Origin of the sequence: Bacillus sp. REN10 (assembly GCF_016820555.1) — a bacterium.
GTDB lineage: Bacteria > Bacillota > Bacilli > Bacillales > Domibacillaceae > Bacillus_CE.
The window spans coordinates 47,372-65,887 of record NZ_JADHDW010000003.1; the positions used below are offsets into that span (position 1 = coordinate 47,372).

Genomic DNA, 18,516 nt, shown 5'->3' on the forward strand with positions numbered 1-18,516 from the left:
ATTTGAGAAAAGAGGGGGAATCGGGATGACAAAAAATGATGTGTTTAATGCCCGTTCTAGTTTTGAACTTGATGGTAAGCGCTACAATTACTATCGTTTAGCTGCTTTAGAAGAAGCGGGTGTGGCGAAAGTTTCCCGCCTGCCATATTCTGTGAAAGTCCTTTTAGAATCTGTACTTCGCCAACATGATGGCTATGTAATTAAAGATGAGCACGTTAAAAATTTAGCGAACTGGGGTTCTGCTGATGTGAAAGATGCAGAAGTACCATTTAAACCTTCTCGTGTTATTTTACAAGATTTCACGGGCGTTCCGGTTGTTGTTGACCTTGCTTCTTTGCGTAAAGCAATGGCTGACATGGGAGGCAACCCGGATGTAATTAACCCTGAAATCGGTGTGGATCTTGTGATCGACCATTCCGTTCAAGTTGATACTTACGGTACACCTGAAGCGTTAGATAAAAACATGGAGCTTGAATTTGAGCGTAACGCTGAGCGTTATGAATTCTTAAGCTGGGCTCAGAAAGCATTCGATAATTACCGTGCAGTTCCGCCGGCGACTGGAATCGTTCACCAAGTAAACCTTGAATACTTAGCGAACGTTGTCCATGCGGTTGAAACAGCGAACGGTGAATTTGAAGCATATCCGGATACGCTAGTAGGAACAGACTCTCATACAACAATGATTAACGGTATCGGTGTTCTTGGCTGGGGCGTTGGCGGAATTGAAGCGGAAGCAGGAATGCTTGGCCAGCCTTCTTATTTCCCAATCCCTGAAGTAATCGGTGTGAAGTTAACAGGCGAACTTCCAAACGGAGCGACGGCGACAGACTTAGCGCTTAAAGTGACTCAAGTTCTTCGTCAAAAAGGAGTAGTAGGTAAATTCGTTGAGTTCTTCGGTCCTGGAGTTGCTCAGCTTCCGTTAGCTGACCGTGCGACAATCGCCAACATGGCGCCTGAGTATGGGGCAACTTGCGGTTTCTTCCCAGTGGATTCTGAGTCATTAGACTATATGCGTCTAACAGGCCGCGAAGAAGGTCACATTAGAGTGGTTGAACAATATTTGAAAGAAAACGGCATGTTCTTCACAGCTGATAACGAAGATCCTGTTTACACAGATGTTGTCGAATTGAACCTTGCTGAAATTGAGCCGAATTTATCAGGCCCTAAACGTCCGCAAGACTTGATTCCTCTATCTAGCATGCAGAAATCATTCCAAGAAGCGGTAAGCGCTCCAGCTGGAAACCATGGTTTCGGATTAAATGCAGATGAGTTAGACAAACAAACAACAGTGAAACTTGCTGATGGCGAAGAAGTAGAGATGAAAACAGGTGCGGTAGCGATTGCAGCGATCACATCTTGTACAAATACATCTAACCCTTACGTATTGCTTGCTGCTGGTTTAGTAGCGAAGAAAGCTGTTGAATTAGGTCTTGAAGTACCTAAATACGTAAAAACATCTTTAGCGCCAGGATCTAAAGTAGTAACTGGTTACTTGCGCGATGCTGGGCTACTAGGCTACATGGAGAAAATCGGATTTAACCTAGTCGGTTACGGTTGTACAACATGTATCGGTAACTCCGGTCCGTTAAAAGATGAAATCGAAAAAGCGATTTCTGAGTCAGATCTTCTAGTGACATCTGTTCTTTCAGGTAACCGTAACTTTGAAGGACGTATTCATCCGCTAGTGAAAGCGAACTACTTGGCTTCTCCGCCATTAGTTGTGGCTTATGCCTTAGCTGGCACAGTGAATATTGACTTCGCGAAAGATCCGATTGGAAAAGATAAAGACGGCAATGATGTCTTCTTTAAAGATATTTGGCCTGAAACTTCAGAAGTGAAGGAAGTTGTTCAACGTGCGGTTACTCCTGAGGTATTCCGTAAAGAGTATGAGCGCGTATTCGACAGCAACCCGAGCTGGAATAAAATTCAAACAAGCAATGAAGCTCTATACAGCTGGAATGAAGATTCAACGTACATTCAAAATCCTCCATTCTTTGAAGGATTATCTGCTGTACCTGAAAAAATTCAGCCACTTGCAGGTTTACGTGTAATGGGTAAATTTGGTGATTCGGTGACAACAGACCACATTTCTCCTGCTGGTGCGATTGGCAAAGATACACCTGCTGGTAAATACTTGCGTTCAAAAGGTGTAGAACCTCGTGACTTTAACTCTTATGGTTCTCGTCGTGGAAACCATGAGGTTATGATGCGTGGTACGTTTGCTAACATTCGTATTCGTAACCAAGTGGCACCTGGCACAGAAGGTGGATTCACTACGTACTGGCCTACTGGTGAGATCATGCCGATTTATGATGCTTGCATGAAGTATCAAGAAGATGGTACAGGTCTTGTAGTTTTAGCTGGTAAAGATTACGGAATGGGTTCTTCTCGTGACTGGGCAGCAAAAGGTACGAACCTTCTTGGCGTAAAAACAGTAATCGCAGAAAGCTATGAGCGTATTCATCGTTCTAATCTAGTGATGATGGGTGTGCTTCCGCTTCAATTTAAAGCTGGAGAGAATGCAGATACTTTAGGCTTAACAGGTAAAGAAGTAATTGAAGTGAACTTAACAGATAATGTGAAGCCACGCGATATCGTTACAGTGACAGCAACTGATGAAGAAGGCAACAAGAAAGAATTCCAAGCGCTTGTACGCTTCGATTCAGATGTAGAGGTAGATTACTACCGTCACGGAGGCATTTTACAAATGGTTCTTCGCAGCAAGCTGCAAAACATTAATGCATAATTGTACATCAAGAGACAAGAGATCAGTGTGAAATCTGGTCTCTTGTTTTTGTATATTGAGCTTTTGTTAAAATTATTTGAAAATTCCGTATAAAAACTTGTGTTTTAGTTTAAAATGCTCATAATAAGACATGGAAAGGAGGGGATTTAATTATGAGAAAAGTAAGAAAAATGACATTTGCTGACTTAGTTAAAGAAAACAAACGTGAACTGCTGAGTAACCCAGTAGCGATGAAAGCGATCGAAGACAGATTAGAAGCAAAGCATGAAAGAAGATTATTGTCACAAGCCAAATAATCCTATCCAACCGAGTGACGTTGTTACATACATAAAAATGCTTATTAGGCTGCTTGCTATATAGAAGCAGCCTTTCTGATGGGGCCGATACTCTTTTCCTGTTTCTAATATTCTTTATTTTGTTGAAGTACTCCTATATACTTTAGAATGAATAGTTATTTGTAACTTCCAAATAAAGAGAAAAGGGAGAAAAATAGATGTTACTATCAAAAAAAGAAATACAAGTGCGCTACGCAGAAACAGATGCAATGCAAGTCGTCTATCATGGCCAATATGTCGTTTGGTTTGAACTTGGCAGAACACAGCTGATTGAAGACTTAGGATTTAATTACGCGGAAATGGAAAAAGAGGGGTATGTGTCTCCGGTTCTTGATATTCAGCTTTCTTATAAAAAGCCGTTTAAATATGGAGATTATGCCTGGGTCTATACATGGATTGAAGAGTATTCAGGTGTACGTACGACCTATGGCTATGAAATCAAAAACGCTCAAGGGGAAGTGTGTGTAACGGGAAAAAGTGTGCATACCGTTGTGAAAAAAGATACCTTTAGACCAGTTTCAATGAAGAAAGTGTTTCCGAATTGGCATCAAGCCTATGAGCAAAACAAAAAGCAATGATCGAGGAAGGGAGCAGGAATGGCATTTGGTATAACAAGAAAAGAAGTGCAGCAATGGAAACAAGCCATTGGTCGAGGGGAAATCGCTTTTCTCACTCATTATTGGTTAGATGACCGGTTCCCTAATTGCAAAACGGTGACGAAAGTTGGTTGTCGTGATCTGGATCAGCTAGCCGAGTGGGGAAAGCAGTATGGTCTTATGAAAGAGTGGATAGATGTAAGAAAAGTAAATTATCCTCACTATGATTTGTTCGGCGAGCGGCAAAAAATAATATTAGAAAGAGAAGGATTAGAAGAGCATATCGTTAAGTTTCGATTATAAAGCGAAAAGGAAGAAAGATGTCCTTTTCGCTTTTTTTCATTCGGGCTTCACGTATGTATATTCAGGCTCATCTAATTTCTGGTTATAGTGTACATGAAGATCATGTCCGTCAAAGAACCAAAGATCTTTTTGTTCAACAAAAAAGACGATACCATCATATTCTTTCTTTGCACCAATTTCTATCGGTTCTTCCTTCGTTAAACCTAGTGAAAAACTGTCATGAAGCGGACTGGACCCGCCATAGCGAACGAAAAAGCGAATGAACTCTCCTGATTGTACGTCTACTTCTTGTTTAAACCACGATAGTGCTTCTGAATGGATAATGATGTTCATAGTCATTTCACCTCCAGTTTAGTTTATCATTTTACGAGGAAGATTGATAATTTTTCTTCCTTTGTTTTATGAGTATTTATTAGTTCTAAAGTATGTTTTTGAAAATTATAAATAATACAATAGACATGTATAAATTTATGAATAATAATAAGATAAGGAGGTGTGTCATGGTAAAAACGATCAAGAAAAGTGCAAAAACAGTAGATGAAGCCATCCGATTAGCGTTAGAGGAATTACAAGTATCCAAAGAACAAGCGACTATTGACGTAGTGCAGCACCCTACTTCAGGGGTATTTGGATTCAATCAAAAACCAGCGATTGTGCATGTAAAGATAAAAGAAGCTATGCAAGCGAAAGAAGATGTATCCGTCCAACGATCGTCAGCTAGAATTGAAAACGAACAGTTTGTCATTCATGCTTCAGGATCGGAAGACATTATCATTATTCCTCATCCAAAATTGCAAGTGTATATTAATGATCAAAAGATTGAAAATGCAACCTCGGTTTTGTTAACGGATAACGTAGTCATTAAATCGACTATTGAAAAAAAGGAGCCTATTTATCAATTTATGATCGATAACGATAAAATGAAAGCGACGATACATATAGAGCCCGGAGAAGAAACGATATATAAGGTGAGTGACCATTCTCCAAGCGCGAAGCTTCAATTATCGGTTCATGAGGAGAAAAATTACTTTAATGAATTAACGAAGGAAATGATCATAGCTGAGTTAGAGCGTCAAGGGATCGCATTCGGTATTCAGGAAGAAAATATATTGGATGCCATAGGTGTATTGGTTGAAAAAGAGGTCGTTCTGGCAATAGGAACGAAAGCAACAGAAGGAAAAGACGGTCAAGTTGATTTTTATGTAGATTACAAAATTGGCATGACACCACCGGAAATTGACCAGCTTGGAAAAGTTGATTTTCGCGAGACACGAATGATTCCGCAAGTGAGAGCTGATCAATGTGTAGCTGCCGTTATTCCGCCAAAACCAGGCAATCCTGGTATGGACGTAAAAGGGAATGTGCTACAGCCTAAACCTGTGAAAGAAGTGTCTATCCGCCTTGGTCAAGGATTATATCAGCAAGATCAATCTATTTATGCTTCCATGTCTGGACGTTTGCATGTAGAAGTGAGAGGAACGACCGTTAGAATGGAGGTATTAGATCGTCTCTTACATGAAGGGGACGTTAACATTTCGACTGGAAATGTGCGCTTTCAAGGAGATGTTGAGATTACAGGAAAAATTGAAGAGAAGATGAAAGTGGAAGCAGAGGGCGATATTGAGGTCAAAGGACAAGTATCCGGTGCATCTCTTTTTGCCAGTAAATCTACAATTATTGAGAAGAATGTATTTGCAGCGGTTGTCAAGTCTGGAAAGACACACCTCATGGCAGATGTATTATTAAAGCAGCTAGAAAGCGTTGTTACACAACTCACTGCCTTTGAGACTGCATTGCAATCGGTTTTGAAGAGACTTGAGCAAGTATCTAAAGAAAACAGCGAAGCAGATATTCAGCAAGCGATCCAATTATTAATTGATCATAATTTTAAAGAATTGCCTTTAGGAATCAAATCGTTTGTTCGCGAGGCTTCTCAGCATCAGGATGCACTTCCGAAAGAGTGGATTCATCTGGCCAATCAGCTATACCTTACTTTTATGACGAAGAACAGCAAGAATATATCCCCTGACAGACTAAAGAATGTGGCAAAAGAAGCGGAGTATCTCCTTCATTATTACTCCACCCCAGCAGATGAAAATGTGTTTATTTCCATTCCTTATGCCATTAATAGTCAAGTCTCTTGCAGCGGAGATATTATCATTTGGGGACAGGGTGTCTATAATTCTACATTAAAGTCGGGGGGAGATATAAAGATCACTGGTTATATTAAAGGGGGAGTGGTTGAAGCGGAACAGAGCGTTCAGGCAAAAGAAGCGGGCTCTGAGTCAGGAGTGCCTACTTTGATCAAAGTGTCTGAAAAAGGTCGGATTATTTTAGATATTGCTCACATCGATACGGTGATCCAAATAGGAAAGAAAAAACATACATTTTTAAAGAAAACCAGTTTAGTGGAGGCTCATTTGAATGAAGAAGGGGAACTGAAGCTTGGGCCGAATTACTAAAATAGACCGCATCGAAAGTAGTAGTTTTCTACTCTCGGTGCGGTCTATTTATGTTCGCATTACATCCATTTAATTTTTGGTTCTGTTTTATTCATAATTCGTTTAATATTCGCCCGGTGTCTAAAAATGACAAAAAATGCAAGGGTGGAAACGATGCCGATCAAAAATGGGTTTCCTAAAATAATGGAATAAATAATCGCGGTGATTGCCGCAATAATCGATGATAAAGAGACATATTTTGATAAATATAATGTCATAAAAAAAGAAAACACTAATACGAGAAACATCACTGGCTGCAGCGCTAGAAGGACGCCTCCTGATGTGGCTACCGCTTTTCCGCCTCTAAATCCTGCAAAGATCGGAAACATATGTCCAATAACAGCCACCGTACCTGCAATGAGAGGATCTAATGTAGAACCTAACCATAAAGGCAGCAAGGTAGCGACTGTTCCTTTTAAAATATCCGCGAAAGTGACAATGAGCCCAGCTTTTACACCTAATGTGCGAAAAGAATTGGTTGCGCCGAGGTTTCCACTTCCATGTTCCCGGATATCGATTCCAAAAAAACGTTTGCCAATTATTAATCCTGATGGGATGGAACCAAGCAGATAAGATAGTACAATAATTATTCCGGTAAGCATAGATCTACCCCTTTTACACACTTATCATGATAAAAAGTAACACATGTGCTTTTTATTTTACCATGCATGGAAGCAGAAGAGGAGAATTTTTCATTGCTTGATTGAAAAATATGGCGTACCCTTAATAGGTGAATAGGCGATGTTATTAATTTTTTAAGAAATAGGTGGAAGAATGAAATTATTAATTAGTGGATTACAGTGGGCAGCCTTTATGCTCGCTAGTTCTCTCGTTGCGCCCATTGCAATTGCTGGCTTATTTGGCTTTTCTGGAGTAGATACCGCCATGTTTGTGCAACGGACCATGCTTGTATTAGGCATTTCGGGATTGATCCAAGCACTATTTGGACATCGTTTACCGATTAGCGAAGGACCTGCTGGACTTTGGTGGGGGGTTTTTGCCATTTATGCGGGCTTTGCGGGAACAATTTATTCTTCTAGTACAGAAGCGTTGCGTAGCTTAGAAGGTGGAATGATTGTCTCAGGTATCTTTTTTATTGTACTAGCAGCATTCGGGCTTTTAAATCGAATGGCAACGTTATTTACACCGACAGTTACTTTTGTTTATTTATTTTTGCTTATTTTGCAGCTAAGTGGTTCTTTCATGAAAGGAATGTTTGGGTTGCCGAATGAAGCGGGCGCTGTTCAGCCGATGATGATGGCAGGCAGTTTCATGACTCTTTTGCTGGCCTATTATTTTTCTGCTCATCGGTTTGATTGGATACGTCAGTATTCGGTCATCATTTCTTTAGTTTGCGGCTGGCTCATTTTTATTGTGATTGGACAAGCTCCGCCCATTGTTGATCATGGACAAGGTTGGATTCAACTGCCGAAATTATTTGTTTTCGGTTCCCCTTTATTTGACTCGGGAACGATTGTCACGGCCTTATTTATTACGTTACTATTAACGGCTAATATGATTGCGTCAATCCGAGTGATGGAAGAAGTGATGGCACAAGTAACGGGTGCTAAAAGAAAAGGAAGTTATCGCGGGGCTGGCTTTGCCGCAGGGGTAAACCAACTCATTGGTGGAAGCTTTTCAGCGATTGGTTCGGTTCCCATTTCAGGAGCGGCCGGGTTTGTAGCTCAAACTAGAAATGCATCCATTCCACCGTTTTTAGTCGGTTCATTATTCATCATTCTATTAGGGATTTGTCCGCCGGCAATGAACGTGCTAGCCGCTTTGCCAGCTCCTGTCGGTTATGCGGTGACCTTTGTGATTTTCTCGAAAATGGCTGGATTTGCTTTTAATGAACTAGATAAAGCGATCAATAAAGAACAGGCACGGATGATCAGTGGCATTGCCTTATTGGCGGGGGTAGGGGCGATGTTTGTGCCAGCTGCGGCGTTTGCTGACTTTCCAGTAGCAGTGACTTCCGTTTTAAATAACGGCCTCATTTTCGGAACAATCATCGCAATCATTGTGGAACAAGTAGTTATCTTTTTTTATAAAAAAGAGCTTCAAGCAGGAAAGTAATAGAGAGAGAACGAAATAGCTATGTATTAGGAGGGAATCAAATGATTGAAAATCCAACAAGAGAAGAAATGGGAAAGCTGTTAAAGGAAGCGAAAACCATCGCTGTCGTGGGCTTAAGCGCTAATCCGGAAAGAACAAGCTATATGGTATCGGAAGCGATGCAAAAAGCAGGGTATAAAATAATCCCGGTCAATCCGAGTGTAGATACGGTTCTTGGTGAAAAAGCGGTTTCTTCGCTGAAAGATATTACAGAAAAAGTCGATATAGTCAACGTTTTTCGCCGCTCAGAATTTCTTTTTGAGATCGCGAAAGAGTTTGTTGAAATCGACTGTGATATTTTCTGGGCCCAACTTGGTGTTGAAGATGAGGAGACGTATAATTTTCTGAAAGAGAACGGGAAAACGGTAATAATGAACCGTTGTATTAAAGTGGAGCACAGTCTAAGCCCACGAAATTAATGTTGTGGCATCGTCTGCCTCTGCGCGGCGTTAAGTGGAATCAATGATGCCGTTTATATGCAAGTAAAGAATGATTTAATCAGGATACAGGGTCTCCTTTGGAAAAGGTGGCCCTGTTTTTCCCGTTATATAAATTGACTACTCCATTCCTTTTAACATTCGAAAAGCTTCTGCTACTTTTCGAGCAAAGGAAAGAGGGGGTTCAATTGATTGAAAGTGGATATAGAGAATAGTTGGTTTGGTGTAGAGCCAGTGGTTATGCAGAGCGCTAATGATGATGCCGTTTTTGACAAGCATGTGGGTAAAGAGAGGTACTTCTTGCTCAAGAATAACGGTTTCTCCCATGTTGAGAGCATTTCCTTGATGATCCAATGATTCGAACATAATTTCAGCGTGCAGTTCGCCACGACTTGGACGGCCCTGAATCGTGACATCGAGATCGCGATGCATTTCGATAGAACATACCCCATGTTCAATTGTCGGTTTTTTGTTAAATATTTGAGCATATTGCTCACAAAGCGTGTGAAAGTTCATATGACCCCGCCTTTTTGATAACAATGTATGTAAGTCGTTCTGGCTTTATTACAAGCTATCAAAGGAGAGCGGTCTCACTTTTTCCTGTAATATCATTGATTTAAGTGTATGCTAAACATACAATAAGTCATAGCTATTTTACATACGATTATACTAACTCAACCGTATTTTCATCAGAGATGTCCTTTTTATGAAAAATATGATAAGATAAAAACGAACATTTGTTTGTTTTGCTTTTCCCCATGGAAAGGCTAGAAAGGGGAATATTTGTGTCAAAGAAGAAAACAATGATTGAATATAATGATGATGCCATCCAAGTACTAGAAGGGCTTGAGGCTGTGAGAAAGCGTCCGGGAATGTATATCGGTTCAACGGATGCAAGAGGGTTACACCATTTAGTATATGAGATTGTTGATAATTCCGTTGATGAAGCGCTGGCTGGATACGGCAATGAAATTAAGATTACCATTCATAAAGACCAATCTGTCAGTGTGCAAGATCATGGCCGGGGGATGCCGACTGGAATGCATAAGATGGGCAAACCGACACCGGAAGTGATTTTAACGGTTCTCCATGCGGGTGGAAAGTTTGGACAAGGCGGTTATAAAACGAGCGGAGGACTACACGGGGTAGGTGCTTCTGTCGTCAATGCTCTATCGGAATGGCTGACAGTCACCATTCATCGTGACGGCTTTATTTATGAGCAGCGCTTTGAAAACGGTGGAACGCCGGTTACGACATTAGAGAAAATCGGAAAAACGAAGAAAACCGGTACGATTATTCACTTTAAACCGGACGAGACGATTTTTAGCACGATTAATTATAATTTTGATACACTGAGTGAACGGTTGCGAGAGTCGGCCTTTTTATTAAAAGGGATGAAAATAACGTTGCGTGATGAGCGTCACGGAGAAGAAGAAATCTTTCACTATGAAAACGGGATCGAAGAGTTTGTGAAATATTTAAATGAAGAAAAGGACACATTGCACTCTGTTGCTTCATTTGCTGGAGAACAAAGCGGTATTGAAGTTGAATTTGCTTTTCAATTTAACGATGGTTTTTCAGAAAATATTTTGTCCTTCGTCAACAATGTTCGCACAAAGGATGGAGGTACTCATGAAGCAGGGGCTCGTACAGCGATGACGAGAATGTTTAATGAGTATGCCCGAAAAGTGAACTTATTAAAGGAAAAAGATAAGAATTTGGAAGGGTCCGATATTCGCGAAGGGTTATCCGCAATCATCTCTGTTCGAATTCCTGAGGAGCTTTTACAATTTGAAGGGCAGACGAAAGGGAAGTTAGGGACGAGCGAAGCCCGCTCAGCTGTGGATCAAGTCGTTTCTGCTCAGCTGTCTTATTTTCTCGAAGAAAATCCTGACATTAGTTCGTTGTTAATTAAAAAGGCAATCAAAGCAGCACAGGCGAGAGAAGCGGCCCGTAAAGCGAGAGAAGATGCCCGCAACGGCAAAAAACGCAAAAAAAATGAAGCGGTTCTTTCGGGGAAATTAACACCAGCTCAATCAAGAAACCCACAAAAAAATGAACTGTATTTAGTGGAGGGAGATTCGGCAGGAGGTTCAGCAAAGCAAGGCCGCGACCGGCGCTTCCAAGCTGTTCTTCCGCTTCGAGGGAAAGTAATCAACACAGAAAAGGCCAAGCTTGCCGATATCTTTAAAAACGAAGAAATCAATACGATCATTCATGCGATCGGCGCTGGCGTTGGACCGGAATTTGCCGTTGAGGATGTGAACTATGATAAAGTCATTATTATGACGGATGCGGATACAGATGGAGCGCATATTCAAGTATTGCTGTTAACATTCTTTTACCGTTATATGAAGCCTCTTATTGAAGCGGGGAAAGTGTATATTGCACTTCCGCCATTGTATAAGGTAAGTAAAGGTAGCGGCAAAAAAGAAATCGTAGAATATGCATGGACGGATGAAGAACTCGATGAAACAATGAAAAAAGTAGGCAAGGGCTGCATGCTTCAGCGTTATAAAGGGTTAGGTGAAATGAATGCGGATCAATTATGGGAGACGACGATGAATCCTGAAACGAGAACGTTGATTCGTGTGTTAATTGATGATGCTGCAAGAGCCGAGCGTCGAATCACGACGTTAATGGGTGACAAGGTGGAACCACGCCGCAAATGGATTGAATCGAATGTTGCATTCGGCATGGAAGAAGACAGCAACATTTTAGAACATGAAAACCTTTCAGTCGGCGAGGAGGAATAATGAAATGGAGAAAGAAAAGTTTCAAGATTTACCATTAGAAGAAGTGTTAGGCGACCGCTTTGGCCGCTACAGTAAATATATTATTCAAGAGCGTGCTTTACCGGATGCGCGTGACGGGCTAAAACCGGTACAGCGCCGGATTTTATATGCAATGTACACGGAAGGAAATACTCATGAAAAAGGGTTTAGAAAGTCTGCTAAAACAGTCGGAAACGTGATTGGGAACTATCATCCGCACGGAGATACATCGGTGTATGATGCGATGGTGCGTCTGAGCCAAGATTGGAAAGTGAGAAACTTGCTTGTGGAAATGCACGGAAACAACGGGTCAATCGATGGCGACCCGCCAGCTGCGATGCGTTATACAGAGGCAAGACTTTCTTCTATTGCGGGTGAGTTATTAAAGGACATCGATAAACGAACGGTTGACTTTGTCCCGAACTTTGACGATACGACCGAAGAACCAACTGTGCTTCCGGCGAGATATCCTAACCTGTTAGTCAATGGTGCTACTGGAATATCTGCCGGATACGCTACTGAAATTCCGCCTCATCAGCTTGGAGAGGTCATTGATGCCGCTATTTTAAGAATGGATCGTCCGAACTGTACGGTAGAAGAGCTTATGACCGTGATCAAAGGTCCAGACTTTCCAACAGGAGGAATTATTCAAGGAATAGACGGCATTGAAAAGGCGTATAAAACAGGAAAAGGAAAAATTGTTGTCCGTGGAAAAGCCGAAATTGAAGAGATTCGAGGGGGACGAAAGCAAATCGTCATTACTGAAATTCCTTACGAAGTCAACAAAGCGAATCTTGTGAAGAAAATCGACGAGCTCCGTTTAGACCGCAAAGTCGAAGGAATATCAGAAATTCGCGATGAAACGGACCGAACGGGTTTAAGAATTGTCATCGAACTGAAAAAAGATGGCAATGCACAAGGAATTTTAAATTACTTATATAAGGCAAGCGATCTGCAAATTAGTTACAACTTCAATATGGTGGCGATCCACAATCGCCGTCCAACTTTGATGGGGCTTCCCCAATTGCTTGATGCCTACATAAGCCATCAAAAAGAAGTAGTAACAAAGCGCTCTGAATTCGAACTCTCAAAAGCAAAAGCGCGAGCGCATATTGTAGAAGGTTTAATTAAGGCTCTATCCATTTTGGATGAAGTCATTGCGGCGATTCGGGCATCGAAGGATAAAAAAGATGCAAAACAAAATTTGATAACATCTTTTGAGTTTACCGAGCCTCAAGCGGAAGCGATTGTAAACTTGCAGCTATATCGATTAACGAACACCGATATCACTGCTTTGCGCAAAGAAGCAGAAGAACTAGCTTCTTTAATTGAACATCTAACGAACATTTTATCCAGCGAGAAAAAGCTGGCATCTGTCATTAAAACGGAGCTTCGGGCGGTAAAGAAACACTACAATGACGAGCGCCGGACTATAATTGAAAAAGAAATCGAAGAAATTAAAGTGAATTTAGAAGTGATGATTCCGAGTGAAGATGTGATGGTCACTGTCACAAAAGACGGCTATATTAAGCGAACGAGCTTGCGTTCTTATTCAGCTTCCGGCGGGGCGGACTTGGCGATGAAAGAGACAGATCATCTACTTTACCAAGCAGAAGTGAACACAACCGATGTCTTGTTAGTGTTTACGAACAAAGGGAACTATTTATATTTGCCGGTTCATGAATTGCCAGACATTCGCTGGAAAGATTTAGGGCAGCATTTAGCAAGTCTTGTCACAATCGATAAAGAGGAAGAGGTTATTTCCGTCTTTTCTGTGAAGGATTTTCAGCAGCCGCTTTTCTTCTTATTTGTTACCAAAAATGGAATGGTCAAGAAGACAGAGCTGTCGCAATATAAAGTTCAACGTTATTCCCGAGCGCTTGTTGCCATTAATGTAAAAGGCGATGATGAAGTTGTTGATGTTCACTTGACGGATGGAGAAGGACTTGTGTTTATTGCGACCCATTTTGGATACGGCTTATTATTTGCTGAACAAGAAGTAAATATCGTGGGACCGCGTGCCGCAGGAGTAAAGGGAATCAATTTAAAGGATGGCGATTTTGTTGTGGCTGGAAAAGTCACTAAGGAATCAGCTGATCCAGCGATTCTCTTAGTCACTCACCGAGGTGCTGTTAAAAAAATGGACCTATCCGTATTTGAAGTCGCTACCCGAGCGACTAGAGGAGTTGTGATGCTTAGGGAATTGAAAGCAAACCCTCATCGAGTAGCGGGAATAGCGTTCATGGAATCAACAGAAAAAATCGCGTTGCAAACGAAAAAAGGTCAAGTAGAAATATTTGATTTTCATTCGTTAAATAAAAGTGACCGTTATTCTAATGGTTCTTTTGTGATCGATGAAAAAGAAAGCGGGGCAGTCATGCATATATGGCGATTGATTGATCCACAATAATAAATCAATGTTGCAGGGCTGTATACGAGGATACAGCCCTATTTTTCATGGTGTGCAAAAAAATCCATTTGATTGGAATCTATCTTTTTGATAAGTTAATATAGGTTAACTTTAAGCAGTATACGAAGGAAGGAGAGGTTAATTTTATATGCAGTTTTTAGATGTACTTGATCAATATGTGCTGAAAATTAATGACTATTTGTACACCTATTTAATGATTGCGATGTTAATAGGTTTAGGTCTGTTTTTCTCATATAAAAGCAAGTTTGTTCAATTTCGTTATTTTGGAGAAATGTTTCGCGTAATTTTTGAAAAGTCAACTATCTCAACAGAAGGAAAAAAAGGGGTTTCTTCTTTCCAGGCATTTACGATTAGTGCAGCTTCACGGGTAGGAACAGGGAACCTTGCTGGTGTAGCAACAGCGATTGCAACAGGAGGACCTGGAGCTGTTTTCTGGATGTGGCTGATTGCTTTTGTTGGAGCTGCCTCTAGTTTTGTGGAGAGCACGTTAGCTCAAGTGTATAAAATCAAAGATAAAGACGGATTCCGCGGAGGTCCTGCCTATTATATGGAGAAGGGACTGAACAAGAGATGGATGGGTGTGATCTTTGCGATTACCATCACCTTTTGTTTCGGATTAGTCTTTAATGCGGTTCAGTCAAATACGATCTCAAATGCAGTTAACCAAAGCTTTAATGTATCTACTTCTACCATTGGTTTGATTTTGGCTGCTTTAACAGCTGTCATTATTTTCGGTGGAGTGAAACGGATTGTACATGTTACGCAAATTTTAGTTCCAGTTATGGCTATTCTTTATTTAATTTTGGCTGTTGCGATTTTAGTCATGAACATTACAGAAGTTCCTGCCATGTTTATGCTGATTTTTAAAAGTGCTTTCGGCTTACAAGAGGCAGCCGGAGGGGCACTAGGAGCGGCTATTATGAATGGCGTGAAGCGCGGGCTATACTCCAATGAAGCGGGGATGGGTTCCGCTCCAAACGCCGCAGCGACAGCAGATGTCAGTCATCCAGTTAAACAAGGGTTGATTCAAACATTAGGTGTATTTGTGGATACAATTGTAATTTGTTCCGCCACTGCGTTTATCATTCTTTTATCTGGCGAGTATACAAAAGAAGGACTTACTTCGATTAATTTAACTCAATCGGCATTAAGTGTTCATATCGGTGATTGGGCAACCATTTTCCTTGCAGTAGCCATTTTCTTATTTGCCTTTAGTTCAGTCATCGGGAACTACTATTATGGTGAAACAAATATTGAATTTATTAAAAATTCACCAGCGGCATTGTTCATTTATCGTCTAGCGGCTGTTGGAATGGTTTACTTTGGAGCCGTTGCTAAAATCAGTTTAGTATGGGATTTAGCCGACTTATTTATGGCAATTATGGCCTTTATCAACTTAATTGCGATTGCAATGCTATCTAAAATCGCGATGGCGGTTCTCAGCGACTATCATAAGCAACGAAAAGCTGGGAAAGAACCAGTTTTCTATGCGGATTCCATTGAAGGGATCCATGGAGTAGAATGTTGGGAACGGAAGCCGGAAACAAACAAATAAACACACAAAGCCTATGGCGAATATCGCTATGGGCTTTTTTATATGCAATGAATGTATATAAATCTAAAATGATGTTCCGGCATCATCACATCCTATCTAGTTAGAAAAACCAACAGCGTATCTTATATCGATTTAACAAGTTGAACATGGATAGAAAAGCAACACAGTGTACTTTTTTCTCTTATTACCTAGTAATTTGATATAAAAAAGTGTTAATCTTTAATCAGTTCTAATTTTTGTATCACTATAGTATCAATGCAACAATCTAAATATCATTTTACGAAATTTTTTATATAATTATCTGCTTTTTGACGATTGTGTCAATGTAGGGATAAAGGGAGATTTACCAACCTTGAGTTATCTGTCATTTTAAGAAGAGGGGTATGGAAAGTGGCGAATAATTTTTTTAATTCTTCACTCATTTCTATGGAAGAGATCGAGTGGTTTATACAAATGACAAAAGATATATTTGCAGCAGTAGATCATGAAGGAATAATTCATTTTGTCAATCCAGCATTAAACGAAATGCTCGGTTATGAAGAAAACGAGCTGATTGGAAAAAACTTTCTAGAGTATGTGTATCCTGCAGATCTTGAATATACAAAAGAAAAATTTGCAGAGGTGTTGCAATGCGGCAAATTAGTATCTGTTGAAAATCGCTGTCTTTCTAAAGATAGCAATTATACTTGGGTTTCTTGGAATGCTGCTTCCATCAAAAAAATGGTATTAATGATTGGGCAAAATATTAATAAGCAAAAGCAGTTAGAAAGAGAATTAATTCAATCCAATCAATATATTCAATCATTTTGGGAAAACACGGGTGATGCAGTTGATCTTGTCGATTTAGAAGGAAAGGTGATTACGGTTAATCGAGCATTTGAGAAGATTTTTGGTTGGACAAATGAGGAGGTAAAAGGCAAGGAACTACCAATCATTCCTGATTTTCTTAATAATGAGTTTCAACAGATTAGAAAAAAAGTGTTATCTGGACAAAAAGTAGTCAATTATGAAACGATGAGACTGCGTAAAGATGGATCTATGATCCCTGTAAGCGTTACCGCTTCACCGATCCGAAATGAAGCAGGAGAAATAATGGCTTTTTCTGGTATTAGCAGAGATAATTCCTTGCTTGTCGAGGCAAAGCGAGAGCTAATTAATAGAAAAAGAGAGTTAAAAAAAGCAAATGACCGTCTTGAGAATATATTGAAGAGTATTATTGAAGCTTTTTTCTTTGTGGACGATCAATGGAATATTATTTATGTGAATGATGTGCTCGCAAATATATGGGGGAAAAGTCTAGAGGAATTAGAAGGTAAGAATTTGTGGGAAACCTTTCCTGAAGTGAAAGGAACAATCTATGAGCAGTATTATAAACAGTCTATGAGTACGCAAGAACCAAAACGTTTTCAAGTGTATAGCGAACTTTACAAAGGTTATTTTGAAATTTGTACGTTTCCATCTTCAATGGGGTTAGCTGTCAATATACGCGATATTACAGATTATCAAATGAGTTTACAAAAATTAAAGGAAAGCGAAAGACAAATACGAGAAATTACAGAAAATATTAATGAAATATTTTGCGTACATAATCTAGAAGGCTATGAGTTGCTTTATGTCAGTGCTGCATTTGAAAAAATATGGCAGCGACCTTTAGTAGATTTATATGAGAACCATTTTGATTATGTACATACTATTCATCCAGAGGATCGTGAGAATGTTATTCATCAATTCACTCAACCACAAGAAGCATTGGATGAATTCGAATTTCGGATGATCAGACCTAGCGGTGAAATTCGCTGGATTCGTACGAGACAAACGGTTATTTACAATAAAGCGAATGAGCCGCAGCGAATCATCAGTGTGTTAGAAGATATTACTGAATTAAAAGAGAAAGATATTTTAATTCGTAAAGGGGATAAGCTTGGAGCTGTAGGGCAATTAGCGGCCGGGATTGCTCATGAAATCCGCAATCCACTAACGACCATTAAAGGGTTTGTTCAGTTGTGGGGAAAAGAAAGTCAAACAAAATATAGCGATATTATTTTATCAGAATTACAGCGAATTGAATTTATTATGAATGAATTTTTAATGCTAGCGAAGCCCCATCAGGAACTGCAAATGGAAAAGCTAGATTTGAATAAAATATTAAATGAAGTGATTATTTTTATGCAGCCGGAGGCATTGCTTCATAATGCCAATATCGAGAGTGCATTAGACGAGCATTTGCCAGCAACGTTTGGGGAAATGAAACAAATTAAACAGGTAGTGATTAATTTAATTAAAAATGCGTTAGAAGCAATGCCAAAGGGCGGGGTGATTACGATCACAACTAAGCGTGATCATCATCGAGTGATTATGGAATTGACGGATGAAGGCATCGGCATTCAAAAAGATCGGATTGCTAGACTTGGTGAACCATTCTATTCTAATAAAGAAAAAGGAACCGGGCTAGGGTTAATGGTCAGCTTTAAAATTATTCAAAACCATAAAGGAACGATCTCTTTTGAAAGTGAAGAAGGGAAAGGAACAAAGGTGATTATTTCCTTGCCTGTCTATGAAGAGAACTAAATAATTGGTGAAAAAAGAAGCGACATGCTTCTTTTTTTAGTTGGATTAAACGACAGAAAATGACTTAATTATATAAAAGTATTGATAATGATTTTCATTAGTAGTAGAATAAGAAAATGAAAATCATTATTAATATTACATAGTTGAAAACGGTT

General features: G+C 40.0%; 14 protein-coding genes. 11 read left to right on the top strand and 3 right to left on the bottom strand.

Features of this window, described 5'->3' with window-relative positions; translation table 11 throughout:
- The first annotated feature begins 25 nt into the window (after positions 1-25).
- The 4 genes from acnA to IRB43_RS05775 all read left to right on the top strand — a co-directional run bounded on the left by acnA (position 26) and on the right by IRB43_RS05775 (position 3,980).
- Positions 26-2,746: an aconitate hydratase AcnA gene (gene acnA / locus IRB43_RS05760; protein ID WP_203362504.1), complete on the top strand. Its 2,721-nt coding sequence runs from the start codon at positions 26-28 to the stop codon at positions 2,744-2,746.
- 152 nt (positions 2,747-2,898) lie between these two features.
- Positions 2,899-3,042, top strand: coding sequence for an FbpB family small basic protein (locus tag IRB43_RS05765; protein ID WP_203362505.1), 144 nt, complete (start codon positions 2,899-2,901; stop codon positions 3,040-3,042).
- A gap of 197 nt (positions 3,043-3,239) precedes the next feature.
- On the top strand, positions 3,240-3,659 hold the full coding sequence (locus IRB43_RS05770) for an acyl-CoA thioesterase (protein WP_203362506.1): 420 nt from the start codon (positions 3,240-3,242) through the stop codon (positions 3,657-3,659).
- A gap of 18 nt (positions 3,660-3,677) precedes the next feature.
- Complete coding sequence (locus tag IRB43_RS05775) at positions 3,678-3,980, top strand: hypothetical protein (protein WP_203362507.1); 303 nt, start codon at positions 3,678-3,680, stop codon at positions 3,978-3,980.
- Positions 3,981-4,016: 36 nt separating this feature from the next.
- On the opposite strand, the gene IRB43_RS05780 is transcribed toward IRB43_RS05775, so the two are convergent.
- Entirely contained in the window at positions 4,017-4,313 is a 297-nt protein-coding gene (locus tag IRB43_RS05780) for a HesB/YadR/YfhF family protein (RefSeq protein ID WP_203362508.1), read from the bottom strand.
- A gap of 167 nt (positions 4,314-4,480) precedes the next feature.
- Here IRB43_RS05780 and IRB43_RS05785 point away from each other — a divergent pair, with 167 nt between their 5' ends.
- Positions 4,481-6,442: a FapA family protein gene (locus tag IRB43_RS05785; protein WP_203362509.1), complete on the top strand. Its 1,962-nt coding sequence runs from the start codon at positions 4,481-4,483 to the stop codon at positions 6,440-6,442.
- A gap of 59 nt (positions 6,443-6,501) precedes the next feature.
- Here IRB43_RS05785 and plsY read toward each other — a convergent pair whose 3' ends face one another.
- On the bottom strand, positions 6,502-7,083 hold the full coding sequence (gene plsY / locus IRB43_RS05790) for a glycerol-3-phosphate 1-O-acyltransferase PlsY (protein ID WP_203362510.1): 582 nt from the start codon (positions 7,081-7,083) through the stop codon (positions 6,502-6,504).
- Between the two features lie 172 nt (positions 7,084-7,255).
- Here plsY and IRB43_RS05795 point away from each other — a divergent pair, with 172 nt between their 5' ends.
- Together IRB43_RS05795 and IRB43_RS05800 are read left to right on the top strand one after the other, a co-directional pair.
- Positions 7,256-8,557, top strand: coding sequence for a purine/pyrimidine permease (locus IRB43_RS05795; protein ID WP_203362511.1), 1,302 nt, complete (start codon positions 7,256-7,258; stop codon positions 8,555-8,557).
- A gap of 41 nt (positions 8,558-8,598) precedes the next feature.
- Complete coding sequence (locus IRB43_RS05800; protein WP_203362512.1) at positions 8,599-9,015, top strand: CoA-binding protein; 417 nt, start codon at positions 8,599-8,601, stop codon at positions 9,013-9,015.
- Between the two features lie 138 nt (positions 9,016-9,153).
- Here IRB43_RS05800 and IRB43_RS05805 read toward each other — a convergent pair whose 3' ends face one another.
- The gene (locus tag IRB43_RS05805; protein WP_203362513.1) at positions 9,154-9,549 is read right to left on the bottom strand and encodes a DUF1259 domain-containing protein; all 396 of its coding nucleotides are present in this window, start codon (positions 9,547-9,549) and stop codon (positions 9,154-9,156) included.
- Between the two features lie 287 nt (positions 9,550-9,836).
- Between IRB43_RS05805 and parE the strand changes: the two genes are divergently transcribed.
- From parE to IRB43_RS05825, 4 genes are all read left to right on the top strand, one after another.
- Entirely contained in the window at positions 9,837-11,789 is a 1,953-nt protein-coding gene (gene parE / locus IRB43_RS05810; protein ID WP_203362793.1) for a DNA topoisomerase IV subunit B, read from the top strand.
- A gap of 4 nt (positions 11,790-11,793) precedes the next feature.
- Positions 11,794-14,217 carry a DNA topoisomerase IV subunit A gene (gene parC, locus IRB43_RS05815; protein WP_203362514.1) on the top strand — a complete coding sequence of 808 codons (2,424 nt, stop codon included), beginning with the start codon at positions 11,794-11,796 and terminating at the stop codon, positions 14,215-14,217.
- Between the two features lie 148 nt (positions 14,218-14,365).
- On the top strand, positions 14,366-15,793 hold the full coding sequence (locus IRB43_RS05820) for an alanine/glycine:cation symporter family protein (RefSeq protein ID WP_203362515.1): 1,428 nt from the start codon (positions 14,366-14,368) through the stop codon (positions 15,791-15,793).
- 390 nt (positions 15,794-16,183) lie between these two features.
- The gene (locus tag IRB43_RS05825) at positions 16,184-18,361 is read left to right on the top strand and encodes a PAS domain S-box protein (protein WP_203362516.1); all 2,178 of its coding nucleotides are present in this window, start codon (positions 16,184-16,186) and stop codon (positions 18,359-18,361) included.
- Positions 18,362-18,516 lie beyond the last annotated feature (155 nt).